At 61.3% G+C, this 22,975-nt stretch carries 22 protein-coding genes; 14 read left to right on the top strand and 8 right to left on the bottom strand.

The window, feature by feature from the left end:
* Window positions 1–36 precede the first annotated feature (36 nt).
* Complete coding sequence (locus HCN50_RS06585) at window positions 37–366, top strand: nucleotide-binding domain containing protein (protein ID WP_171708819.1); 330 nt, start codon at window positions 37–39, stop codon at window positions 364–366.
* Window positions 367–424: 58 nt separating this feature from the next.
* Here HCN50_RS06585 and HCN50_RS06580 read toward each other — a convergent pair whose 3' ends face one another.
* From HCN50_RS06580 to HCN50_RS06570, 3 genes are read right to left on the bottom strand one after another with little or no spacing between them, the layout of a single operon-like run.
* Window positions 425–1,258 carry an N-acyl homoserine lactonase family protein gene (locus tag HCN50_RS06580; RefSeq protein ID WP_171708818.1) on the bottom strand — a complete coding sequence of 278 codons (834 nt, stop codon included), beginning with the start codon at window positions 1,256–1,258 and terminating at the stop codon, window positions 425–427.
* A 27-nt stretch (window positions 1,259–1,285) separates the two neighbouring features.
* Complete coding sequence (locus HCN50_RS06575; RefSeq protein WP_171708817.1) at window positions 1,286–1,669, bottom strand: carboxymuconolactone decarboxylase family protein; 384 nt, start codon at window positions 1,667–1,669, stop codon at window positions 1,286–1,288.
* A gap of 26 nt (window positions 1,670–1,695) precedes the next feature.
* Complete coding sequence (locus HCN50_RS06570; protein ID WP_311967261.1) at window positions 1,696–3,066, bottom strand: MmgE/PrpD family protein; 1,371 nt, start codon at window positions 3,064–3,066, stop codon at window positions 1,696–1,698.
* Window positions 3,067–3,274: 208 nt separating this feature from the next.
* Between HCN50_RS06570 and HCN50_RS06565 the strand changes: the two genes are divergently transcribed.
* From HCN50_RS06565 to HCN50_RS06515, 11 genes are all read left to right on the top strand, one after another.
* Window positions 3,275–4,168, top strand: a complete 894-nt coding sequence (locus HCN50_RS06565) for an NAD(P)-dependent oxidoreductase (RefSeq protein ID WP_171708815.1) — start codon at window positions 3,275–3,277, stop codon at window positions 4,166–4,168.
* An 18-nt stretch (window positions 4,169–4,186) separates the two neighbouring features.
* Window positions 4,187–5,584, top strand: coding sequence for an MmgE/PrpD family protein (locus HCN50_RS06560; RefSeq protein ID WP_171708814.1), 1,398 nt, complete (start codon window positions 4,187–4,189; stop codon window positions 5,582–5,584).
* Window positions 5,585–5,646: 62 nt separating this feature from the next.
* Complete coding sequence (locus tag HCN50_RS06555; protein WP_171708813.1) at window positions 5,647–6,582, top strand: branched-chain amino acid ABC transporter permease; 936 nt, start codon at window positions 5,647–5,649, stop codon at window positions 6,580–6,582.
* 1 nt (window position 6,583) lies between these two features.
* Window positions 6,584–8,365: a branched-chain amino acid ABC transporter ATP-binding protein/permease gene (locus HCN50_RS06550; protein WP_171708812.1), complete on the top strand. Its 1,782-nt coding sequence runs from the start codon at window positions 6,584–6,586 to the stop codon at window positions 8,363–8,365.
* On the top strand, window positions 8,352–9,059 hold the full coding sequence (locus HCN50_RS06545) for an ABC transporter ATP-binding protein (protein WP_171708811.1): 708 nt from the start codon (window positions 8,352–8,354) through the stop codon (window positions 9,057–9,059). Before HCN50_RS06550 ends, HCN50_RS06545 begins: the two co-directional genes overlap by 14 nt.
* Window positions 9,060–9,093: 34 nt before the next feature.
* Window positions 9,094–10,329, top strand: coding sequence for an ABC transporter substrate-binding protein (locus HCN50_RS06540; protein ID WP_171708810.1), 1,236 nt, complete (start codon window positions 9,094–9,096; stop codon window positions 10,327–10,329).
* 35 nt (window positions 10,330–10,364) lie between these two features.
* On the top strand, window positions 10,365–11,600 hold the full coding sequence (locus tag HCN50_RS06535) for an ABC transporter substrate-binding protein (RefSeq protein WP_171708809.1): 1,236 nt from the start codon (window positions 10,365–10,367) through the stop codon (window positions 11,598–11,600).
* A 26-nt stretch (window positions 11,601–11,626) separates the two neighbouring features.
* Window positions 11,627–12,007: a carboxymuconolactone decarboxylase family protein gene (locus HCN50_RS06530; protein ID WP_171708808.1), complete on the top strand. Its 381-nt coding sequence runs from the start codon at window positions 11,627–11,629 to the stop codon at window positions 12,005–12,007.
* A gap of 16 nt (window positions 12,008–12,023) precedes the next feature.
* On the top strand, window positions 12,024–12,797 hold the full coding sequence (locus tag HCN50_RS06525) for an SDR family oxidoreductase (protein WP_171708807.1): 774 nt from the start codon (window positions 12,024–12,026) through the stop codon (window positions 12,795–12,797).
* 106 nt (window positions 12,798–12,903) lie between these two features.
* Window positions 12,904–13,617: a GntR family transcriptional regulator gene (locus HCN50_RS06520; RefSeq protein ID WP_171708806.1), complete on the top strand. Its 714-nt coding sequence runs from the start codon at window positions 12,904–12,906 to the stop codon at window positions 13,615–13,617.
* 22 nt (window positions 13,618–13,639) lie between these two features.
* Window positions 13,640–14,617 (top strand): tripartite tricarboxylate transporter substrate-binding protein, encoded by a 978-nt coding sequence (locus tag HCN50_RS06515; RefSeq protein ID WP_171708805.1) that lies wholly within the window; start codon window positions 13,640–13,642, stop codon window positions 14,615–14,617.
* 157 nt (window positions 14,618–14,774) lie between these two features.
* Here HCN50_RS06515 and HCN50_RS06510 read toward each other — a convergent pair whose 3' ends face one another.
* On the bottom strand, window positions 14,775–15,296 hold the full coding sequence (locus HCN50_RS06510; protein ID WP_171708804.1) for a hypothetical protein: 522 nt from the start codon (window positions 15,294–15,296) through the stop codon (window positions 14,775–14,777).
* Window positions 15,297–15,613: 317 nt separating this feature from the next.
* Complete coding sequence (locus tag HCN50_RS06505) at window positions 15,614–17,224, bottom strand: FAD-dependent monooxygenase (protein WP_171708803.1); 1,611 nt, start codon at window positions 17,222–17,224, stop codon at window positions 15,614–15,616.
* A 286-nt stretch (window positions 17,225–17,510) separates the two neighbouring features.
* Between HCN50_RS06505 and HCN50_RS06500 the strand changes: the two genes are divergently transcribed.
* Window positions 17,511–19,268, top strand: coding sequence for a thiamine pyrophosphate-requiring protein (locus tag HCN50_RS06500; RefSeq protein ID WP_171708802.1), 1,758 nt, complete (start codon window positions 17,511–17,513; stop codon window positions 19,266–19,268).
* A gap of 34 nt (window positions 19,269–19,302) precedes the next feature.
* Here HCN50_RS06500 and HCN50_RS06495 read toward each other — a convergent pair whose 3' ends face one another.
* Both HCN50_RS06495 and HCN50_RS06490 read right to left on the bottom strand, forming a co-directional pair.
* Window positions 19,303–20,298, bottom strand: coding sequence for a Bug family tripartite tricarboxylate transporter substrate binding protein (locus HCN50_RS06495; protein WP_171708801.1), 996 nt, complete (start codon window positions 20,296–20,298; stop codon window positions 19,303–19,305).
* Between the two features lie 98 nt (window positions 20,299–20,396).
* Window positions 20,397–21,353, bottom strand: a complete 957-nt coding sequence (locus HCN50_RS06490; RefSeq protein WP_171708800.1) for a Bug family tripartite tricarboxylate transporter substrate binding protein — start codon at window positions 21,351–21,353, stop codon at window positions 20,397–20,399.
* Window positions 21,354–21,626: 273 nt separating this feature from the next.
* Between HCN50_RS06490 and HCN50_RS06485 the strand changes: the two genes are divergently transcribed.
* Window positions 21,627–22,520, top strand: a complete 894-nt coding sequence (locus HCN50_RS06485) for an IclR family transcriptional regulator (RefSeq protein WP_311967237.1) — start codon at window positions 21,627–21,629, stop codon at window positions 22,518–22,520.
* Between the two features lie 30 nt (window positions 22,521–22,550).
* Here the strand turns inward: HCN50_RS06485 and HCN50_RS06480 are convergent, their stop codons facing one another.
* Complete coding sequence (locus HCN50_RS06480) at window positions 22,551–22,958, bottom strand: hypothetical protein (protein ID WP_171708799.1); 408 nt, start codon at window positions 22,956–22,958, stop codon at window positions 22,551–22,553.
* Between the last annotated feature and the right edge of the window lie 17 nt (window positions 22,959–22,975).

Here is a 22,975-nt window from a genome sequence, read left to right as displayed (position 1 = left end):
TTTCCGTCGAACAGCAACAACCGAGGCGCGCTCAATATGGATTCCAACCAAACGCCTGATCCCGGAATATTCTCGCGAAAAATGATCTCGCTGCGCGGTGTCGCCGGGCTTGGTCGCGCACTCGACGGCATCCTGCAAGCGACCCGCCTGCAGCGGGCGGTGCTGGCCGGCGGCGATACTTCCGGCCACGCGCTCCAGGCCATGGCCGTCTATGCTCTCAGTGCGATCGCGCCGCTGGTTTCCGGGGCGCCGCTTTGCCGTGCCGCATCGGACCGCGAGCACGCAAACCTCGAGATCGCGCTCAAGGGCGGACAGGCCGGCGGCGACGACCTGTTCTGCCTGGCGAGAGACGGCATGGCGATTTGAGCGGCTAGCTTGCGCCGGAAGCCGCCACTGACAGGAAGACTGCTTCTGACTCCATCGGTCAGTGCCTCTGCAGAAAGTCGGCACGAACCGGTGCAGCGCCTAACGGGGGCACGTCAAGACGCACCGCAATGCCCTCCAGCGCCGGGCTCGGCGCCGGATAAAGCTTCATCACCAGCGGGTCGTGCCCCGGAACGATATGGCTTTCGTCCGGCGCGAGCGCGATCAGTTTTTCGAAACCCTCCAGCATCTCTCCGATATGCAGAGCGGTCGTAAACGGCCGCCCGCTCGCCATGTTCTCGTAGAAATGGCTGACGTCGGAGGCAAGCACGACGAAGCCGCGGCGGGTCCTGACACGGACAAACTGAAGTCCGGCCGAATGGCCGCCTGCCGCGTGAATCGTCAGACCGGGAGCGATCTCGGCATCGCCATTGTAGAACAACACCCTGCGGGCATAGTTGAGACGCACAATCCCGCAGATATCCTCGACCTCGAAGGAATGCGACAGCCTTGGGTATCGCATGAAGCGACCGGTGGCGTAAGCCAGCTCGCGTTCCTGAAGATGGAAGCGCGCATTCGGAAACCGGTCGAAATTGCCAGCGTGGTCGTAATGCAAATGCGTGAGGATCACGTCCTGAACCGCGCCTGCATCAATACCGAACGCGCCGAGCGTCGCTACTGGACAACGCAGGAACGTTCGCTTTCGCCTCGCCGATACTTCCGCATTGAAGCCCGTGTCGATGACAAATGTGCGTCCCCCTGCTCTCGCCAGCCACATGAAGTAGTCCATCGGCATCGGGCCGTCGTGCGGGTCGCCGCCGATGAAATGATCGCTGCGCCGCGCATCGCGGGTCGCATAGCGGATGGCGAACAGTTCGTATTCCTGCTCAGCCATGCGTTCTCCCGATCTTTCGGCGCTTCATCACTTTGCGTCTACTTCATTGAATGCCTCGCGCGCGTTGCGGAAGGCGTCAATGCCGGCAGGCACGCCGCAATAAACCGCTACCTGCAGCAGAATTTCCTTGATCTCATCCTTGGTAAGGCCGTTCTTCAGCGCGCCCTTGACATGAAGCTTCAGCTCATGTGGCCGGTTCAGCGCGCCGAGCATGGCTAGATTGACAATGCTGCGGGTTCTCCGGTCCATTCCCGGCCGCGTCCACAGTGCGCCCCAGCAGAACTCGGTCGACCATTCGGCCATCGTGCGCGTGAATTCGTCCGCGCCCGCGATCGACCTGTTGACATAGTCCTCGCCGAGAACTTCCTTGCGGACCTTGAGGCCCTTTTCGAACAGTTCGCTTTTGCTCATGGATTGTCCTTTCGGGTTTGTAGGCACTACTGCTTGATGGATAGCGCGAGGCTTTCGTTGCGCGCACTTTGCAACAGACCGGTGATATCGTCGCATGTGTCGAGCTGCCAGACCGCCTCTATGATGCGTTCGGCATCCCAACTGCTGCCGCCAGTGCGCGCACCGTCACGCAGCTTGGCTTCGATGTCGCAATCTTCCAGCGGGTCGGCAAGGCCGCCTCGCGGAGACATCACGGTTTCGGAAATCGTCTCTCCCGACGCCAGACGGATGCTGACGCGCGCAGCACCATCAGGCATGGAGCTGTCGAGCTCCGCCCTCGCCTTCTCACGGAATTTTGCAATGTCCGGTCGGAACACCGCTTCTCGCGCAAATTCAGAGACCCCGGCGGCACCGATCAACAGCGCGCAGGCAACGCAATGATGAATGCTCACGCGCGCATCGCGCTCGTTCCGGACCGGCCGATCTCCGCGCGCAAGTAGCAGCGCAGACCCATGTACCGTCACTGCCTCGATCTGATCGATACGCTCGATGCGGCTACGGAGCGCAAGACAGGCGTCGATGACGGCATGAAACACGATGCCCGCCGGATAAGGTTTGTAGGTATTCATGGAGATTTGCCAAGTCTGACCGAGGCCGCCAAGCAGGCGTTCGAGATCGGGCTCATCACCCATCACCCGCGCCCAACCGAGCGGTCCCTCGATCGCCCGCGGCGCCGCCTCATATCCCTGCTGAGCGAGCAATGCCGCAAATAGCCCGTTGCGCGCTGCATTGCCAACGCTGACATTCTTCGCTGCGGTCGGAAGATTCTCGACAATGCCCGCCGATTGGCTCGCGGCAATGCCGATTGCATTGGCAATGCCGTCCACAGACAATCCGAGTAGTTTCGCACAGGCCGCCGCCGCGCCGAATATCCCGCACGTTGAGGTAATGTGCCAGCCGCGCGCATAATGGTGCGGAGACACCGCGTTGCCGATGCGGCACTCGACCTCCACTCCCAGGATGAACGCCGTCAATACCTCGCGGCCGGACAGCTTGCGTGCTTCCGCAAGAGCGAGTGCAGGAGCCGCAACCGGCGCTGCGGGATGGATGATGGTCTCGGGATGAGTGTCGTCGAAATCGAGCAGGTTCGCCGAGACCGCATTCACGAACGCCGCGCCCATCGCATCGAGCCGTTCGGTCCGGCCGATGATTGCCGAGGTCGCAGAGCCGCTGAATGGCGATAAGGTTCGCAAGGCGATGGTGACCGTCGGATCATAGGCCGAGCCGAGGGCCGTTGCGAAAAAATTCAGAATCGATCGCTTGGCCTCATGTTGCAGTGCCGCGACATCTGCCCATGACGTGGCAGCAACCAAGTCAGCCAGCGTCCGGCTGACGCTTGAAACTTCGCTTTGCGGCACTGGACGCATTCCTCGTTTTTCCGAACCTTAAGCCGACCTCCAGCCAACTGTCGACTCAAAATCTTCAGCTTGACAGATTGACTGACAATCTGAACAAATGTGACGGGTGGCGCCGAACCGGTGCTGCGACAGCAACGATCGAACAGCGACGACAAGTCGAACAACAACAGCGCGCTCGCCTTGAGAGACGCGCGACAGGGAGCAAACGATGGCGGGAGAGACGCTCGGCGTAATCGGCACGGGCCGCATGGGCGGACCTATGGCAGGGCGGCTGCTGGATGCCGGCTATTCGCTGGTCATCTACGATACCCAGAGCGAGGCGATGCAGCCGCTGCTCAGGCGCGGCGCGCAACAGGCCAAATCTCCCGCCGACGTCGCTTCGCGCGCAGAGATCGTGCTCGCCAGCCTGCCGACACCTGACATCGTGAAGGCGGTTGCACTCGGTGCCGACGGCATCAGCAGCGGCAATAGGGCGCGCATCGTGGTCGATTTGTCGACCACCGGCCCCGGCGCGGCCAAGCTGGTGGCGGAAGGCCTGAAGGCGCGGGGCATGACGCTGGTCGATGCGCCTGTCAGCGGCGGAATCAAGGGCGCTATCAACGGCACGCTCGCCGTGATGGTGTCATGCCCGCAGGGCACCTACGACACCGTGCAGCCGATCCTGAAGAATTTCGGCAAGCTGTTCTATACCGGCGACAAGCCCGGCGTGGCGCAGACGGCCAAGCTTGCCAACAATCTGATGGCGGCCGCCGCGCTGGTGATCACCTCGGAAGCGGTGGCGATGGGCGTCAAGGGCGGCGTCAACGCCAAGGTCCTGATCGACATCATCAATGCGAGCAGCGGCCGCAACAGCGCGTCCGAGGACAAATTTCCGCGCGCAGTGCTGCCCGGCACCTTCGATTTCGGATTTGCGACCGGGCTTTCCTACAAGGATGTGCGGCTGTGTGTCGACGAGGCCGAGGCGATGGGTGTGCCGATGGTCTGCGGCGCGGTGGTGCGCCAGATGCTTGCGATCACCAATGCCAAATATGGCGCGGCATCCGATTTCACATCGATCGCCAAGGTCGTCGAGGAATGGGCCGGCGTGCAAATGCGCGGCTGATCGGGAGCAGCGGGTGCGATGGTGATCGGCGTGACGGGATCCGGCAATGAACCGTTGGCACGGCGAATGGCGCATTCGGCGCTTGCCGTCGAGTTCGCGGATTTCAGTCCGGATGTGGTCGCGAAGGCCAAACTCTGCCTGATCGATTTCCTCTCCTGCGCATTTGAGGCCGGAGATCGTCCCTGGAGCCGACAGGCCATTGCTGCGGCCTGTCCTGTCAGCAGTGGCGCAACCATGATCGGAACCTCACTGCTTGCTTCCCCCGCGGATACGGCCTTTGCCAACGCGGTGATGGGGCACGGCCTGGTGCGCGAGGACATGCATGCGGCCAGCATCTCGCACCATGGTGTCGTGATCTGGCCGACCCTGCTCGCGCTCTCCGAACAGGCTCCCTTGCGCGGCACCACCCTGCTTGCCGCTGCGATCATCGGCTACGAGGCCGGCGCGCGCATTGGCCGCGCCTTGTTCAACTCCGACCTCGCCCGCCTGCACCGGCCAACCGGACTGGTGGCGCCGCTCGGTGCGGCGCTCGCTGGAAGCTTCGCGATTGGACTTTCCGAACAAGGCGCGACCAGCGCAATCGCGATCGCCGCCAACACCTCCAGCGGTCTCAACGAGTGGCCGCATGGCGGCGGCTCGGAAATGTACTTTCATCCCGGCTTCGCAGCCGCCAATGCGTTGAAAGCCATCGCCCTTGCGGCCGGCGGCGCTACTGCCTCGGAGACCATCCTGGAAGGCGAAGCCGGCCTGTTTGCCGCCTACCGGCGGCAACGCGCGCCTGACGATATTCAACTGTTCGCGGGCGGCGAGGCCGAGATCATGGCCGTCTACAACAAGCCGGCGCCGGCCTGCAATTTCGCGCAGACCGCATCGCAAGCCGCGCTCCGTGTCACGCATGAGCTTGCTGAAAGCCGATCGGTCGAGCGCATCATCATTCGCGCGCCTGATGCGGCGATTCGCTATCCCGGCTGCGATGCCAAAGGGCCCTACCGGAATGCGTTGCAGGCAAAGATGAGCATTCCGTTCAGTGTGGCGGCCACAATTGCCCGGGGCGAGATTGACGAAGAGAATTACGCATCCCTCGAGGATCCGGAAATTCTCCGCCTCATCGCCGCAACCGATCTTGAGAGTGACGCCGCCTTCACGGCCGCCTTCCCTGCCAAACAAGGCGCTGATGTCACCGTCCACCTGCGTGATGGCAAGACGATCCGGCACAGCCTTGCCGACGTCGTCGCCGCGAGCCCGGCGGAAATCCGCACCCGCTTTCGCGCCGCGGCGGCGCACGTGATCGGCGAGAATCGCGCACGTCGGCTGGAAGAGGCCATTGATGGTTGCGAGTGGCTTGGCGATGCCGGCGTCATCGCCGCGGCATGCCGACTGGAGCCGCCGGAGCTGATTTTGCGAACAGCGCCTTAAGCGAATGTCGGGGGAATCGTGAACCAGGAAACCAGCGTGGCAAGAACCGGGAGCGGCTGCTGATGGAGGGCTTTCTGCAAGCACTCACCGCCGGCCTGTTGATCGGGGCGGTCTATGGCCTGATGTGCGTAGGCCTTGGTCTGATCTTCGGCGTCATGCGCGTGATCAACTTCGCCCATGGCGACTTCATGATGCTCGGCATGTATGTCGCCTTCTATCTGTTCACCGCCGCCGGTGTTCAGGCGTTCTTCGGCAACGCCGTTGGACCATTTGTCGCAATCCTGCTCGCCGGCCCGGCCCTCGCGCTCTTCGGCTACTTCGTCCACCTCACCCTGATCTCCCACGTATCGGGCACGCGCACCGCCTCGCTCGAGGGCGAGGGCCATTATGCCCAGCTCATTCTCACGCTCGGCATCGCGCTGATCCTGCAGAACGGCGGCCTCATCATCTTCGGATCCGTGCTGGCCTCGATCCGCACGCCGCTCTCGAGTTCGGCCTGGGAGCTCGCTCTATTCTCCGACGTCAGCGTGTTCATCAACAAGGCGCGCGGCGTCGACGCCATCGTCTCGCTCGTGATCATGACATTACTCAGCCTTCTGATCACGCATTCGCGGATCGGCAAGTCGCTCCGCGCCGCCGCCGACAATCCGACCGCCGCGACCTATATGGGGATCGACGTCGACCGCGCGCACCGTGTCGCCTTTGCGCTCGGCTGCGGCATCACCGCGATCGCAGGCGGCCTGCTTGCCACCAACTACCCGTTCCATCCCTTCGTCGGCCTTGAGTATGTGATCGTGATGTATGCCGGCGTCGTGCTTGGCGGCATGGGCAGCATCATCGGCGCTTTCTGGGGCGGCATGACGATCGGCTTGGTCCAGCAGATGTCGACGCTGATCCTCCCCACGCAGCTTCAGAACGCGGCGATCTTTGTCGTCTTTCTCCTGATCATCTTCTTCCGCCCGCAGGGATTCTTCGGGCGCATGGTCGAGAGGACGTGACATGCACAAGTTCCGCTCGCTGCTGCCTGCAGTTCTCTTCACCATGGCCTATGCGCTGGTCTCGCTCAGCGTCACCAATTCCTATTACCAGTTGGTATTGACGCTGGTGCCGGTATGGGCCGTGTTCGGCCTGTCCTGGAATTTGCTCAGCGGCTACACCGGCCTGATCTCATTCGGCCACGCGGCCTTCTTCGGAATCGGCGCCTACACGACCGCCCTCGGCCAGATCTATTTCGATCTGTCCCCCTGGCTCTTGATTCCGGTCGCAGCGATGCTCGGCGGCATTGCCGGGCTTCTGATCGGCTTTCCGACTTTTCGGCTGCAGGGCCACTACTTCGCGTTGGCGATGCTCGCCTATCCGCTCGCCATCCTCTACGTCTTCGAGTGGCTCGGTTTCCAGGAAGTCACGCTTCCGATGAAACGCGATGCGCCAATCGCCTATATGCAGTTCGGCGATCCCCGGATCTACACGCTGTTGGCGCTGACCATCATGCTGGCCACGATCGTCCTGACGCGGATCATCGAGCAATCCCGCTTCGGCATGGCGCTGCTCGCCATCAAGCAGAACGAGGCGGCCGCCGAGGCCGCTGGCATCAATACGCTCGCCTGGAAGCTGCGGGCGATCACGCTGAGCGGCGCTATCGCTGCCGCGATTGGCGCCTTCTACGCGCAGGTCCTTCTGGTCGTGACCCCACAATCCGTGTTCGGCATGCTGGTGTCGGCACAGGCGCTCACCGTCGCCATGTTCGGCGGCGTCGGCACGGTATGGGGGCCGGTGATCGGTTCGGTCATCCTGATCCCGCTCGCCGAAACCCTGCACGCGGAGGCCGGTGCACGCTTTCCTGGCATCCAGGGCGTGATCTTCGGCTTCGCGATCATCTGCGTAATCCTGGTTGCCCCGGAGGGGCTGTTCTGGAAGCTGCGCGATCTCCTGCGCAAGCGGTTTGCAAGAGCGACGACCACAGAAGTAACTGCTGCGCCGCATACTGAGCAGCCGGGCACTGCTATTGTAACTCCCTTACCCGTCGCTCGGAAGCGCGCCACGTCCGAAGTCGTGCTCGAGGTACGCAATCTGTCACGCTCGTTCGGCGGCCTGAAGGCTGTTCAGAATGTCAGCTTCAAGCTGCACAAGAACGAGATTCTCGGCATCATCGGTCCAAACGGCGCCGGCAAGACGACACTGTTCAATCTCCTGAACGGTTTCCTGCGGCCTGACCAGGGCGAAGTACTGATCGACGGCCGCAACATGTCCGGCGAGCGGCCGCATACGATCTGCGAGGCCGGGATCGGTCGTACTTTCCAGGTCATGCGCCCGTTCCTACGTATGTCAATTCTCGACAATGTCGTGGTCGGCGCCTATGTGCGCGCGAAGACCGAGGACGAAGCGCGGAAGCTCGCTGCCGACGCCGTCGCACGCGTCGGCCTGTCTGACGTGGCCGATCGCGTCGCCGGCGAACTGTCGACCAAGGAATTGCGTCTAATGGAGCTCGCGCGCGCCCTTGCCGGCCAGCCGCGAATTTTGCTGCTCGATGAGACGCTCGCCGGCCTTGGCCATGGTGAGGCGGACGAAGTCGTCGCTGTCATTCAGCAGCTCGCCCGCGACGGTATCACGATCGCAATCATCGAGCATACGATGCAGGCGATGGTCCGTCTCGTCGACAGTTTTGTTGTTCTCGACCATGGCGCCGTCATCACAGAAGGAGAGCCGGAGGTGGTCACGCGCGATAACCGCGTAATCGAGGCCTATCTCGGCAAGAAGTGGGTGGCCCATGCTCCGCATTGACGGATTGAGCGCGGGCTACTCGGCCAAGCCCGTTCTGAACGGCATCTCGATCAATGTCGAGGCAGGCCAGTTCGTCGCGATCGTCGGGCCGAACGGCGCCGGCAAGACGACGCTGTTCAAGACCATTTCCGGCATCCTGCAGCCGAGCGGCGGCCAGATCGTGTTCGGCGAGGCCGACCTGCTGACGGTGCCGCCGGCGCAGCGCGCCCACCTCGGCATCGCCCATGTGCCCGAAGGCCGCCAGGTTTTTCCGTCGCTTACGGTGATGGAAAACCTGGAAATGGGCGCGATGACCGAAAGCGGCCGGCGCGACTGGAAACAGAATATCGAGCGCATCTTCGAATGGCTGCCGGTGCTTGCCGAGCGGCGCGGCCAGTTCGCCGGCACGCTGTCTGGCGGTCAACAGCAGATGCTGGCGATCGGCCGCGGCCTCGCCTCCTCGCCCAAGCTACTGATGCTGGACGAGCCATCGATGGGGCTCGCGCCGTCGACCGCGGACTTCATCTTTGAGCGGCTGATCGATATCCGCAAGCAATCTGGATTGACCATGTTGCTGGTCGAGCAACGCGTCGCGGAAGCGCTGGAATCCGCCGATCACGGCTACGTCCTCGAAGCCGGGCGGGTTGTGCTCGAGGGCAACAATGAAACGCTGCGCGCCGACGATCGAGTCCGCAAGGCCTATCTCGGCATGTGACAAGTTCCAAAAACAAGAAACAGGGAGAAGCAGGATGACCAAAAACACCCAAGGATTGACGCGCCGCACCGTGCTTTCGGGTGCCGCCGCTGTCGGCTTCTCAGGACTGGCCCATGCGCAGCAGCCGGCCGAGGTCAAAGTCGGACTGATCGTGCCGCTGTCCGGCATTTACACCCGTCCCGGCCAGGTGATGAAGATGGGCGCCGAGATGGGCATCGATCACATCAACAAGCAGGGCGGCATCAAGGCGCTCGGCGGCGCCAGGATGAAGCTCGTGGTGATCGATTGCGGCGACACCACCGAAAAGGCGAAGAACGCGGCACAGCGAATGGTGGCGCAAGAGACCGACCTCGTTGCCGCAACCGGTGCCTATCTCTCCTCCTTCACGCTTGCGGTGACCGAAGTCACCGAGCGCGCCGAATTGCCGGTGCTGACGCTTTCCTATTCGGACCTCCTGACCGAGCGTGGCTTCAAGTGCATTTTCCAGACCGCGGCTCCTGCTAGCCGGCAGTCCGAGCTCGGCTTGCCGACGCTGATGAAGCTTGCCGAATCCGCATCCGGCAAGCGGCCGAAGACCGTGGCGATGCTGATGGATAACACGGCGACTTCGATCGCGACAGCGAAGGCGCTGAAGGAAAAGCTGTTCGCGCAGGAAGGGCTGCAGCTCGTCGTCGAAGAAATCTGGACGCCGCCGCTATCGGATGCCACCCCGCTGATCCAGAAAGTCCGCTCCGCGCGGCCCGATCTGCTGCTGTTCATGCCGAACGCCGTATCCGACGCCAAGCTCGGGCTGGAGAAGATCAACGAGTTCGGCCTCGGCCAGGGCAAAATCCCGACCGTCTCCTTCAGCATCACGATCGCCGAGCCCGACATGCTGCAAAGCGTCAGCACCGAGGCCGTGCAGGGCATCATGACGATCGTCGCCAACTGGGGCTCGAAAGGCCAGGAAGAGCTGATCGCGGAGCTGAAGGCGAAGTACAAGGAGCCCTGGGCGACACAGAATGTCGTGTCGACCTATGGCGACATGTGGCTGATGAAGGAGGCGCTGGAGAAGGCCGGCAAGGCGGACCGCCTTGCCGTCGCGCAGGCATTCCGCACCATGGATGCCGGACTGTCGAAATATTACCCAGGCGGCCAGCTCAAGTTCGACGAGAAAGGTCGCCGCGTCGGCGCCGGCGTCGTCATCGTGCAATGGCAAAACGGCGTGCCGGTCACCGTTTATCCGCCCGAACTCGCACAGGCCGCACCGTTCTGGCCCAAGAAATCCTGACGAGAACATTTCATCACAATCGAGGGAGGATCGTCATGACTGGGGATATCTCGACCAAGGTGACCAGGCGAACATTGCTCGCAGGCGCATCCAGCGCACTGATTGCATCCCGCGCCTGGGCGCAGCAGCCTTCTGAGGTCAAGGTCGGCCTGTTAGTGCCGATATCAGGCATGTATGCGCGCCCCGGAACCGTGATGCGGCACGGTGCCGAAATGGCGATCGATCACATCAACGCCCAGGGCGGCATCAAAGCACTCGGCGGCGCCAAGATGAAGCTGGTGGTGCTCGACTCCGGCGACAGCACCGAGAAGGCCAAGAATGCCGCGCAGCGCATGGTCGCGCAGGAGGCAGATCTGGTGGCGGCGAGCGGAGCCTATCTCTCTTCCTTCACGCTCGCGGTTACCGAAGTTACCGAACGCGCCAATCTGCCCATCCTCACCCTCTCCTATTCCGATCTCATTACCGACCGCGGTTTCAAATACGTATTCCAGACCTCGGCGACCGCGGGCTCCCAGGCACGGCAGGCTCTGCCGCAGATTGTCAAGCTTGCCGAGAGCGCTTCCGGCAAGCGACCGAAAACGGTCGCGATCCTGACCGACAATACCGCTGCTTCGGTTGCCTCGGCCAAATCGATGCGCGAGGGCCTTCTGGCAGAGAACCAGCTCCAACTGATCGTCGACGAGACCTTTACACCTCCGCTCGCCGACGCCACGTCGCTAGTGCAGAAGATCCGCTCGGCCAAGCCCGACCTGCTGTTCTTCCTGCCGACCGTGATCTCCGATGCGAAACTGCTGCTCGAGAAGATGAACGAGTTCGGCCTCGGCCAAGGGAAGATCCCCACCATCTCCTTCGGAATCGCAATCGCCGAGCCAGACATGTTGCAGACCGTCAGCCCTGAGCTGCTGCAGGGCGTGTTGACCTGCGTCGCAAGCTGGGGCGCGAAAGGACATGAGGTTCTCATCACGGAACTCAAGGCACGCTACAAGGAGCCGTGGATGACACAGAATGCGATCTCCACCTATGGCGACATGTGGGTGATCAAGGAAGCGCTCGAGAAGGCCGGCAAGGCCGACCGCGTTGCGGTTGCCGAGGCGTTGCGCAGCATGGATGCCGGGCCCTCCAAGTACTACCCGCTCGGCGAGATCAAGTTTGACGAGAAGGGACGCCGCGTCGGTGCCGGCATGACCATCGTGCAGTGGCAATCGGGCGTGCCGGTCACGGTGTTCCCGCCGCAACTGGCGCTGGCGCAACCATTCTGGCCGAAGAGCTGACATCGCCGCAAGAAACGGAGAACAACATGGACAAGGCGACTTATGACCGCGGTCTCGAAATCCGCAAGAGCGTGCTCGGCAGCGAGTTCGTCGACCAGGCATTGGCATCGGCGGATGACTTCAACCGGCCGATGCAGGATCTGACGACAGAATATTGCTGGGGTTACGTCTGGAGCCGCGACGGCCTGACGCGAAAGACCCGCAGCTTTCTCAATCTCGCAATGCTCTGTGCACTCAATCGCCCGCACGAACTCAAGACGCATGTCCGCGGCGCGCTTGCTAATGGTGCTACCCGCGAGGAAATCCGCGAGGTCTTCATGCAGGTGGCGATCTATTGCGGCGTGCCCGCCGGCGTGGACGCGTTCCGCAACGCCAAGGAAGTCTTCGCCGAGCTTGACAAGAAGTAACCGGAATCGCAGCGCGATGTTGAAGGACAAATGGGCCCTCGTTACCGGAGCAGCCGCCGGCCTCGGTTTGGCCGTGGCGGAGAACCTGGCCGGCGCCGGGGCCAATATTGTCCTGCATGATCTTGTCGCGCCCAACGAGGCCGCCGATCGCCTCGTCGCGCGCTTTGGTGTCACCGTCATTGCCGCCGAAGCGGACTTGTCGCAGCGGCCCGTCATCGAGGCCATGATGGCGGACCTGCTCGGCCGCTGCGGCGCCATCGATATCCTCGTCAACAATGCCGTGGTCCGGCATTTCGCCGCCGTGGAGCATTTTCCGCCGGAGGAATGGGACCGCGCGCTGGCAGTGAACCTGTCCGCGCCCTTTCACCTGATCCGCCTTGCGCTGCCCGCCATGAAGCACCGCGGCTGGGGCCGCATCATCAACATGGCTTCGATCTATTCGACCCGAGCCGTCGAGGATCGCATCGACTATGTCACCACCAAAACGGCGATCCTTGGCATTACCCGCGCCGTCGCGCTGGAGACCGCGCGCACGGGGATCACCTGCAACGCGGTGGCGCCGGGCACGCTGCCGACACCCGCCATCCAGGGCAAGATCGCGTCCATCGCTACAAAGGCCGGCGAGAGCCTGGAAAGCGCCACCGAAAGCTATCTGGCCGAGCGCCAGCCGTCGCGCCGGTTCATCGGAATGGAGGCTGTCGGCGCCCTGGTGGCTTTCCTCTGCAGCGCCGCCGCGCAAGACATCACCGGGGCCAACCTGCCCATCGACGGAGGCTGGTCGATCACATGAGCAAACCTGTTTTTCAGGCCAAGCCGTCCCATCTACAAATTGCGGAAATGCTGATTCTGCCGGTAAATCGCTGGTGAGACCGGGATAGAACGAAGGCACCTCCCAAATGGATCGACGCGCTCAACTGCAGTCTACGCTTCGTATCGAAGATGTCCCGACCATCCGGGCGATGGTCGCACAGAAGCTGCGCGAGGCCATCATGTCCGGCACGCTGAAACCCGGTCAGCGGCTGGTCGAGCGCGAGCTTTGCGAAATGATGGGCGTCAGCCGTCCCTCGATTCGCGAGGCGTTGCGGCTTTTGGAGGCCGACGGGCTCGTCAACACGGTCCCGCACCGCGGCCCCGTCGTCAGCACGATCAGCCTCGAGGAAGCCAAGCAGCTCTACGCGGCACGGGCGGTACTGGAAGGATATGCGGGCCGGGAATGCGCCCGCCTCCACGATCCGGATGTGGTGCACCGAATCGGCAATGCGTTGACGCGGCTGAAGGCAGCCGCTTCCAAGCAGGACCTTGTTGGCTGCCTCGAGGCCAAAACCGATTTTTACGCAGCACTGATCGGCGGCTGCCGCAACAGTTTCGTCGAACGGATGCTCAAGCCGCTGCATGACAGGATCACCCTATTGCGGATCACCTCGATGTCGCAGCCGAAGCGGATCAATAAGAGCCTGCGTGAGGTGACCGCGATCTGGCGCGCAATCCAGAGCGGGGACGAGGAGCTCGCCGAACGCTGCTGCGTCGATCATGTCAAGGCCGCAGCGATGGCCGCCCTCGACATGATCCAGCGGATGTCGGGCAAGGAGAACTCGCTTCCCGACGAATAGGATAAGCGGATGTGAGGATGCAATGATGTTTCTAGTGCGATCGCTGGCGCTGTTTCTCCTGTTGTCTGCCCCGAACGCCATGGCGTCCGCGCAGGACTACCCCTCTCGCCCGATCACGATGGTCGTGCCCTTCTCTGCCGGTGGCCCCGGTGACGTTATCGCTCGAATTCTCGGAACTGCGATGAGCGCTACGCTCAAGCAGTCGTTTGTGATCGAAAACGTGGTCGGCGCCGGAGGCACGCTCGGCACCAATCGTGTCGCGAAGGCGCCGCCCGATGGCTATACGCTGCTCTTGATGCATGTCGGCCAGGCGACTGCTCCGGCCCTTTACGCCAAATTACCGTTCGATCCGGTCGGCGATTTCTCGATGATCGGCCTCGTCACCGATGTGCCGATGATCCTCGTGGCGCGGCCGAACTTTCCGGCAAAGGACCTGAACGAACTGGTCGCCCGAATCCGCAGCAATGGTGACAAGACGACATTTGGGAATGTCGGATTAGGCTCCGCTTCGCAGCTTTGCGGATTGATGTTCATGAGCACGACCGACACCAAGCTTACGTCGGTCTATTACAAGGGCGGCGGCCCTGCGCTGAATGACATCATCGCCGGTCATATCGATGTCTATTGCGATCCAGCTACCGGACCGACGCCCCATATCCAGTCCGGTACGATCAAGGGATACGCAATCACCAGCAAAAAGCGTGTTGCAACGCTGCCGAACGTGCCAACCGCCGCCGAAGCCGGCCTGCCCGCATTCGATGTCACCACGTGGTATGGTCTTTATGCGCCACGTGGCACACCGAAAGCCGTGGTCACCATGTTGGTCGCTGCACTGCAGACCGCGCTCAAGGAACCAGCGCTCGTCAGTCGCTTCGCCGAACTCAGCATGGCTCCGGTCGAAGAAGAGCGCGCGACCCCAGAAGCGCTCGAGTCCTTCCTCAGGGCGGAAGTCGACAAATGGGGGCGAATTATCAAGGCGGCCGGAATCGAACCTCAATAGAGTGCCCATCTACCGTCGCTGTCAGGACACGTCTGAGCAACGGGGCCAATGCCAGGATGACAGGCCGACTCCTGCCAGCATTCGCGGCCGCACTCGTGTGCAAGGCCCGCTGCTTGAAGGGAGCCGTGTTGATGCTAATGGCTGCTTCGAATGAGACCTAGTCCGGCCCTTCGGTCTCAGATCCGGCGCGACGGCGGTTAGGCACTTCGTTCAATAACCCGGCAAGTCGCAACCCTTCCAGAATTCCGTCCAGACGCTCCACACGTATCATCGCGGCAACCATCGAAACGGCGTCCTGCTGCTGGATCGTGAAATGTACATCAGGCAATTGCTCAGACATCGCTTCGAAGAATGTCTGCGTATTTGTGACGTGATCCCGGAGCGCGTGCGCCGCGTCCTGGGCAAGGTAAGTCGCGAGATCGCCCTCGGTCGTGCCGCCGAAATTGAAGTCATAGTGGGTACGCTCGCTTATCGATCGCCGAATCAGCTCGCTCTGCTGCTTTGCCTCCATGAAAAGCAGGAACACCGCATCCGGCAGATTTTCTCGCGGTACTTTCTTCAAATCAGCGATACGGGCGTAAATGGCCTTGCCGGCGCGCTTGTTCCGCTCGAATCGCGCCTGAGCCTCCTCGGCTTCATGATTGCGCCGAATCGCTTCTCGCCGCCTGCTTCCAAACATCTTGCGTCCTCCGGGGGTGCGATATAGTTCGGTTCTCGCACCCTAGGGAAGATCAAAAAATCACTTTAGCGGGTGCGAAGAGCTCGGCTGGATGCAGGATCGCGCCGGTCAGCAGTCCGAGACGCGCCGGGATCCCCGGGTGACCTTAGACGGTCGTGAGAATGTCAGAGATCCAGCCGCAGTCTTCCCTTCGGAGATGTCCCTGAAGAGCGCACTGCTCAGTGCGGCCAGGCGTCGCCCGGCCGCATAGCGCCGCATGCTGTCGAGCAGTCGAAAGCGAAGGCTCAGCCCCCCTCGAGGTTCTATGGTGAAAGGCTCTAGGCCTCGACAGGCGGGGCCGTCCTTGATCCTAGGCCTGTCACTCGCTTTAGAATTGCTTCCTGATCGACTTCGCCATTGTTGGACGTCCACGCGACGAACTGATCCGGCCGTACAAGCATTAGCGCCGCCTCGTAACGCGCACGTTCGCCGGTACGGCGGTCCTCGATCACCGTGAGGGGCACATTTAGCGCCTGCGCTGCCGTTGCAAACGCCTTCACCGCAGCATCATCAACATCTAACGCCAACAGCGTGAAGCCCTTTCCCAGTTCATCATAGACATTGCGCCCGCTCGACAATGATGCGGGAGCCAGATGATGCCCGGCCCGCGCCCTGAATGTATGTGCGCCGATCGCGCTGCAATCGGCGTCAGTGAGACCCCATACGATCGGCGAGCCCTCGTAATTTGGCTCGAATGCGTTGACTTCGGAGGCGGCACCCGAGCGGCGCGCGTCCCACATTCGTTCAAATGTGTCCTTGTTCAGCTCCGGACTGTACTCCGCCAGGAAGGACCTGTCCGTCTCAATAGCTTTCTCGATGAAATCCCGCGCCGTCGACTCGAAGACCGGCCTTCTCTCTTCATCGTAGGAATCAAGAAGTTTTTCTCCGCCCCATCCCTCAAACACGGCAGCGAGCTTCCAGCCGAGGTTCCTCGCGTCTTCCAGGCCAGTATTGACCCCATAGCCGCCGTAGGGCGGGTGGCTGTGAGCCGCATCGCCCGCGATGAAAATCCGCCCCTTCCGATAGGAATCTGCGATGGCAATCCGCAGCTCCCAAAAGCCGATGTGCTCGAACTCGACCTCAAATTCGGCGCCGACGGCGGAATGGAGGTATTCGCGAAAATTGAAGTTGTCTTTCGTCGTGCCTGACGGCACGGGCGCGTGGAAGAACCAGGTGGTTCCCAGATCGACACGTCCGAAGAACTTCCAGTAACCCTTGAGCTCGGGATCGAGAACGCTGTAGTAGGACTTGCCGGGGTAGCGCTCCAATAGTCGGTGCAGATCGTGCGACTTGAAGACCAGAAGCACCATGAGCCTGTCATGCTCTGAGCGGGTTTGACTGATACCCGCATGTTCTCTGACAAGCGAACGGCTGCCGTCGCAACCAACCACGTAGTCAGCCCTTAGTGTCCGGCGTTCGCCTCCTTCTCGCTCGGCGACCACGACATCGACGCCGCCGCTATCCTGGGCGACGCTTTCGGCGGTCCAACCGTACAGGGTCTGGATTGCGGGTATCTCGCTGGCGCGCCGGCGCAGAACGGCTTCCGTAGCGTATTGTGGCAACCTCTCATTATCAGTGAAGTAGAACGGCCGGACGAGTTCTCGCTGCATCCAATCATACGAATATTGGCCGAGAAGTGTTTTGTAGGCAGTCAGCCCGCCGATTCCGTATTCACGCGGAATTGTTCGGGCAGCCCGGAGCTGATCCTCGCTACCCCAGAAGTGGAAATGCTCCATGGTGCGCTGCGTAAGATTTTGACCCTTCGGAATGCGTTGCGGCTGCTTGTAGCGCTCGACGACGATGCATTTGATGCCTCTCTGACCAAGCTCGATGCCGAGTCCCATTCCGACGGGACCGCCACCAATAATAACAACAGGCTCGTTGCTCATCGGTGAAACCTTAGGCGTTGCTGCAGACGATTGTCGGCGACAGCCGTCATTCGACGGTTCTTCGGTGGTAATCGCTCAATGTACTCCCCATCGCTTTGTAAGGGACCCTTACCGCTTGACACCATGCGACCGGCTCCTCAATCTGCTAAAACATGAGCTTAATGTCCACTATGCGGACGTCGTCATCCAGTCAAGCCGAAGTGGCGTGAACCCGTATCGGACCCCGTCCAGTTCTTTCCGACGGCGAAAGCGCGGCGCGTTCGATCGATACCAAGGGAGCGATGGGATGGATGCGGAACGCACACAACATTCGCTTGGGTCAGGCGCTGACAGAAAAGCCGACCGAGAAAGCGGATCCGACTTTCTATCGGGTGCCGAGGCATTCCTTTCGCAATTGAAAGCAAGCGGGGTCGAGTATCTGTTCTCGAACGCGGGGACAGATTTTCCGCCCATCATCGAAGCCTTTGCCCGTGCGTCGACGACACAATTGTCGTTTCCCACACCACTTCTCGTGTCGCACGAAGCTGTTGCCATGGGTATGGCGCATGGCTTCTATCTCGTCACAGGTCGCCTCCAAGCCGTCATGGTTCACGTCAACGTTGGTCTTGCGAATGCGACCATGGGAATCATCAACGCCGCGTCAGATAACGTCCCGGTCATCGTCTGCTCAGGACGGACACCGATCACGGAGACAGGACGGGCCGGCAGCCGCACAACCCCGATCCACTGGGGGCAGGAAATGCGCGACCAGGCCGCGATGGTGAGGGAGATCGTCAAGTGGGACTATGAGCTGCGCTACGGAGACCAAGCCATTGATGTCGTTTCACGCGCCGTTTCACTGGCTACCAGCGATCCGCCGGGCCCGGTATATCTCAGCCTCCCGAGGGAAGCACTGGCGGAGGTCTCTACTTCCGATGTTCGAACCCGCAAGCCTGTTGCCGCAGAGTTAGGCCGGCCGCTCAAGGACGCTATCGAGAAAGCCGCAGAACTGCTTGCGAACGCGAAGTTTCCTCTCGTCATTGCGCAGCGAGGCACCGGTTCCGGCGACTTCGAGCCGCTATCAGAATTTGTGGATCGATATGCCTTGCCGACGTGCGAATTCTGGGCAACGCGTAACTCGCTTTCGACCAGCCATCCCATGCACCTTGGCCGGGATCCGACTGACTGGCTGCGCGGAGCCGACGTCGTGCTGGTGATGGACTCGATGGTGCCGTGGATTCCCGATCAGGTGGCGCCGCCCTCGGGCTGTAAAGCCATCGCGATCGGCTCCGATCCGCTGTTTTCCCGCGTTCCAATGCGGGGTTACCCTTTCGATGTCTTGCTGACGGGCAGCCCCGCAGAGGCGGTAAGGGCCCTCGACGAGGCGCTGGCCACGCACAAGGACCTGGACAGGGCGCAGATCAGCGAAAGGCGTCGTGGTGTCCATGCTCGCCGCGACGCCATCCGGCAGCAGATTCGAAGCCGGATTGAGGCAGGTAGCGGCTCGCCAATGAGTCCAGCCTGGGTGAGCCACTGCATTTCGCAAGCCAAAGCTCCTTCAGCGGTCGTATTTTCCGAGCTGGCGTGCGAGCCTGCCGCGATGACGTTCGAGAAGCCTCGAACCCTTTTTACCGTTCCACAAGCGGGTGGCCTTGGATGGGCGCTGCCGGCCGCCCTCGGCGCGCAGCTTGCTGATCCGATCAGCGAAGTCATTGCCTGCGTGGGCGATGGGTCATACATATTCTCGAACCCGGTCGCCTGCCATCATATGGCATCGGCACACCGCTTGCCCGTCCTCACCATCGTGTTCAATAACGGCATCTGGAACGCCGTCCGGCGCGCTACAGTCGGCATGTATCCGGACGGTGCGGCCGCTCAGGCGAACAAGATGCCGCTTACGTCGCTAGAACCGTCTCCCGACTGTTGCGGCATTGCGCGCGCGCACGGCGCATACGCCGAGCGGGTCGAGCAAGGCGAAGAATTGCCCGGCGCGCTGGAACGTGCGCTCGAACAGGTGCGGACCTCTCGGCTGCAAGCGTTGCTCGAGGTCATGGTGTCATACTGAAGGGGAACTTCCTTCCAAAGCCCTACGGCAGTCATCATTGATCGAGCTGAACATTCGCCGATTTGGCGACAGCGTTCCACGATTCTAGCTCCGACGTGATCCTCGCGGCGAACTCCTGCGATGTGCTGCTTGCCGCCTCCGTGGCGACGGTTCGCAGACGTTGGCGCACCTCGTCGTCCTGCATCACTTTGTGCACTTCGGCTTCAAGGCGAGCCGTGATGTCCTTCGGCGTGCCTTTGGGGGCGAACAGGCCCGACCAAAAGATGGCTTCGGCACCGGCAACATCCGCTTCTGCGACCGTCGGGACATCTGGTAGCTGCGGCAATCTGGCTGACGCTGTCACCGCCAAGGCACGAAGCTTACCGTCTTTAATTAGCGGCATGGCAGGCAGGGTGTCCGTCATCGCCGCGGTCACCTGCTTGGACAGAACCGCTACCACCGCATCATTGGTGCCTCGGTATGAAACGCGCTGCAGCGTAGCGCCGGTCTTGAGTTTCAGGAGTTCAAAGGCGAGCGTAAATGTTGGGGAGGCGCTTGCGTAATTTGCGCTGGACGAATTTTTCTTCGTCCATTCGATGAATTCAGGCAGCGACTTGAACGACGCATCCGCCGAGACGACCAACACGAGGGGGAAAGTCGCCAGTATGCTGATCGGCTCGAAATCGCGTTTGGTGTCATAGGGCGTTTGCGCCGAGACGGCTGGTCCTACGACCATCGCGCCGCTCGCGCCGACCATCAGCGTGTATCCGTCCGGCTCCTGGCTCTTGACGAAGCTTGCCGCAGTGGCCCCGCCCGCTCCTGGCTTATTCTCCACGATCACTGGTTGGCCAAGGGCTTTGTGCAATTTCTCCGCCAGCACCCGCGCCAAGATGTCGTTGCTGCCGCCGGGCGCAAAACCAACGACGAGGCGAACCGGCCGGTTTGGATAACCGGAGGACGCCTGCGGCTGAGCACTGGCAATCAACGGCGAAAAGGCGACGGCTACTGTTACGAGGCGCAGCAGCGCCCAGATGCGACGACATCCATTCATGGTGCTCTCCAAGTGTTGACCAGCGACCGCCATGCGAATGGTCGGCTGCGGTCAGTTTGCTGGCAGAACCGGCTTCTCAGTTATTCGCGCCTGTCGTTTCAGCCCGAACGGACCAGATCGCGCATCTTGGCTGACTGGCTCTGGAGAAACGCCGAGAAATCCGACGAGTCGAGATAGGCATCGACGCAAGAAATCTGCCGCACCCGCTCACGCACCATGGAATCAGCGAGTGAGGTCTTGATATGTTCAGACACCCGCACGACGATATCGTTCGGAATGCCCGCCGGCCCAAGCATGCCAAGCCAAGCTGAGACTTCGACGTTCGGCACACCCTGTTCTGCGAACGTTGGAATATCGGGGACAAAATCAACCCGCCGGGCCGACATGATCGCAAGCGGCACAACTTTTCCCGCCTTGATATGCGGATGCGCCGAGGTTAGGTCGACGGAGCACAGCGGGATTTGGCCGCCGAGAACGTCGGTCATGGCGGGAGCACTCCCGCGATAAGGCACATGAACAAGGTTTGCTTTGGTTGCTTTCTTAACAAGCTCGATCGCAAGATGCTGCGAGGAGTTCACGCCCGTCGAGCCGTAGGAAAACCCGTCCGTCTTTTGTTGTGAGCGATCGATCAGTTCCTTGAGCGATCTCACGCCGGCGCCCGGATTGGCAACCAGCACCAGGGGAATATCGACGAGCTTTGCGATTGGCGTTAGCTCGCGAAGAGGTTCGAAGTTCGCGCTAGCTTCGGGTACATGGGGATTGATAACGAGCGCACCCGTCGCCCCGATTCCAATTGTATGACCGTCGGCACTCGACCGCGCCAAAGCGATTAGTCCCGTGGTTCCCCCTGCTCCAGGCCGATTCTCAACAACAAAAGGCTGCCCAAGAAGCTGTGCGAGCTTTTCGCCCATGATACGCGCCACCCCATCACTGGACGCGCCGGGAGCGAACGGCGTGATGATCGTGACAGGACGAGAGGGAAAATGCTGACCATAGGCAATCGTCGGAGCAAGCAAGCCGGTTAGCAAAACCGTCCGACGCGAGATCGCGCTCATCCGTTTCTCTCCCTGTCGTTTCTTTGATGGCCGGCCTTGCGCCGGATGTGTCCATTGGATGGACATCGTGTTCATTGTGAAGGCTAGAGGGTCGGTTGCGGACCGTCAAGATGGTCCAACCCTGCTGGGAGGAACCTTTCGAAAACGGTTCGTTCGAGAGCTTGCCGCCCGCGGCGGCATCGATCCCAAGACACGCCTGCGGAAATACATCCGGCGGTTTGACCGGCGCTGAGACGGCCGGTACAAGGAACATCCATCAGTTCGTGACCGTCCGTGAAACGTAAGCCCGGAAAAGCCGCCTCATCTTCCGACGCGAACAGTGCAGTTCGTGAACGCCGCCGCGCGGAGAAGTCCGGCGGCGGCGAATCCCTGTCGACAGTCAGGGCTGTCGATCGAGCCATCGCGGTTTTGCAGTGCTTTACGGCCGAAACGCCCGTGATGAGCGTTCTCGAAATCCAGCGTCTCGTGGGACTGAGTCGACCGACCCTCTACCGGCTACTGCAAACCCTCGCAGGCACGGGGCTGATCACTGCCGAAGGCGATCCTCAACGCTTCAGACTCGGCCATGGCGTGATGCACCTCGCCCATGCGTGGCTATCTGGAATCAAGCTCATCGACGTGGCAAGACCAATCGTCGCGAGCCTTCGCGAAAAAACCGGCGAAACCGCCGCGCTGTTTGTTCTGCAGGACGACCATCGGATCTGCGTTCTCGAGCTAGAGAGCCATCATGTCTTGCATATTGCACGCGGCATTGGAGATAGAGGCGGCCTGGTCGTCGGGGCAACCGGCAAGGCCATCCTTGCCTTTCTTGACGAGGATAGGCAGACCGCAACGATCTGCAAGGCGCTCAGCAAGGCCCGGCAAAGTGAGTTCGTCAGCGCGCTGAAGGCCATTCGCGCCCAAGGATACGCAACGAGCCGAAGCGAAGTCATTCTTGGCGCGGTCGCGGTCGCCGCTCCCTTTTTCAATCACAACGGCGAGGTCACCGGATCGATTGGCGTTTTCGGGCCGACCGCACGCGTGAACGACGCTGACGTTCCGAAGATTGCCAGGTTAGTTGTGGATGCGGCCGGCACGCTTTCAACTCAGCTCGGATACAGACCAAAACGCTCTGGGATCGCAGCATCTGCGATTGAAAGTCCCCGCAAGGTTCGCCAGCAGCCATAGATAACTCGCTGCGAACATCAAGCTAACGAGCTAGAATCGTCGAACTAGAAAGTCGTCCGTGAACTCCCCAAGAGAAATCTTGACGGGAATCTCATCTTCCGCGCCCAATTCGATGATCTCGGATCCCGATTTGTTGTTGGCGGCGGCAAGAAGCTCAATACGTCGGGCGATCTCTTCAGCCTGCCAAGCATTGAGGCCCCAGCGGAAACTGCCCGGCCCATCGGGCCTTAGTCCGTAGTTGCCGGTGCTTCCTTGTTCCGGAACAAGAGTCAATTTCGCTTTCGAACGGGCAGCCGGCAGTTGCTCACCGATGTTGAGAGGTTTCTGCCTCTCGGCAAACATACGAAGGAGACCAGCTAACGCAGTCAGGTCTTCGCTCTCACCCAAAAACAGGAACAGCGGGTGGAAGTCACTTGGCAGGTAATCGAAACGCAGCATAGGTCGATCCCACAGCC

Source organism: Bradyrhizobium archetypum (assembly GCF_013114835.1).
Classification (GTDB): domain Bacteria; phylum Pseudomonadota; class Alphaproteobacteria; order Rhizobiales; family Xanthobacteraceae; genus Bradyrhizobium; species Bradyrhizobium archetypum.
Note: the sequence above shows the minus strand (reverse complement) of the source record. Positions and strands in the feature narration are given on the sequence as shown.

Excerpts from the sequence above, each read along its gene's own strand:
- HCN50_RS06585 (WP_171708819.1), top strand. The coding sequence starts at position 37 with ATGGATTCCAACCAAACGCCTGATCCCGGAATATTCTCGCGAAAAATG.
- HCN50_RS06555 (WP_171708813.1), top strand. The coding sequence starts at position 5,647 with ATGGAGGGCTTTCTGCAAGCACTCACCGCCGGCCTGTTGATCGGGGCG.
- HCN50_RS06500 (WP_171708802.1), top strand. The coding sequence starts at position 17,511 with ATGGATGCGGAACGCACACAACATTCGCTTGGGTCAGGCGCTGACAGA.
- HCN50_RS06520 (WP_171708806.1), top strand. The coding sequence starts at position 12,904 with ATGGATCGACGCGCTCAACTGCAGTCTACGCTTCGTATCGAAGATGTC.
- HCN50_RS06575 (WP_171708817.1), bottom strand. The coding sequence starts at position 1,669 with ATGAGCAAAAGCGAACTGTTCGAAAAGGGCCTCAAGGTCCGCAAGGAA.
- HCN50_RS06525 (WP_171708807.1), top strand. The coding sequence starts at position 12,024 with ATGTTGAAGGACAAATGGGCCCTCGTTACCGGAGCAGCCGCCGGCCTC.
- HCN50_RS06565 (WP_171708815.1), top strand. The coding sequence starts at position 3,275 with ATGGCGGGAGAGACGCTCGGCGTAATCGGCACGGGCCGCATGGGCGGA.
- HCN50_RS06480 (WP_171708799.1), bottom strand. The coding sequence starts at position 22,958 with ATGCTGCGTTTCGATTACCTGCCAAGTGACTTCCACCCGCTGTTCCTG.
- HCN50_RS06545 (WP_171708811.1), top strand. The coding sequence starts at position 8,352 with ATGCTCCGCATTGACGGATTGAGCGCGGGCTACTCGGCCAAGCCCGTT.
- HCN50_RS06530 (WP_171708808.1), top strand. The coding sequence starts at position 11,627 with ATGGACAAGGCGACTTATGACCGCGGTCTCGAAATCCGCAAGAGCGTG.
- HCN50_RS06495 (WP_171708801.1), bottom strand. The coding sequence starts at position 20,298 with ATGAATGGATGTCGTCGCATCTGGGCGCTGCTGCGCCTCGTAACAGTA.
- HCN50_RS06540 (WP_171708810.1), top strand. The coding sequence starts at position 9,094 with ATGACCAAAAACACCCAAGGATTGACGCGCCGCACCGTGCTTTCGGGT.
- HCN50_RS06560 (WP_171708814.1), top strand. The coding sequence starts at position 4,187 with ATGGTGATCGGCGTGACGGGATCCGGCAATGAACCGTTGGCACGGCGA.
- HCN50_RS06535 (WP_171708809.1), top strand. The coding sequence starts at position 10,365 with ATGACTGGGGATATCTCGACCAAGGTGACCAGGCGAACATTGCTCGCA.
- HCN50_RS06510 (WP_171708804.1), bottom strand. The coding sequence starts at position 15,296 with ATGTTTGGAAGCAGGCGGCGAGAAGCGATTCGGCGCAATCATGAAGCC.
- HCN50_RS06580 (WP_171708818.1), bottom strand. The coding sequence starts at position 1,258 with ATGGCTGAGCAGGAATACGAACTGTTCGCCATCCGCTATGCGACCCGC.
- HCN50_RS06490 (WP_171708800.1), bottom strand. The coding sequence starts at position 21,353 with ATGAGCGCGATCTCGCGTCGGACGGTTTTGCTAACCGGCTTGCTTGCT.
- HCN50_RS06505 (WP_171708803.1), bottom strand. The coding sequence starts at position 17,224 with ATGAGCAACGAGCCTGTTGTTATTATTGGTGGCGGTCCCGTCGGAATG.
- HCN50_RS06550 (WP_171708812.1), top strand. The coding sequence starts at position 6,584 with ATGCACAAGTTCCGCTCGCTGCTGCCTGCAGTTCTCTTCACCATGGCC.
- HCN50_RS06515 (WP_171708805.1), top strand. The coding sequence starts at position 13,640 with ATGATGTTTCTAGTGCGATCGCTGGCGCTGTTTCTCCTGTTGTCTGCC.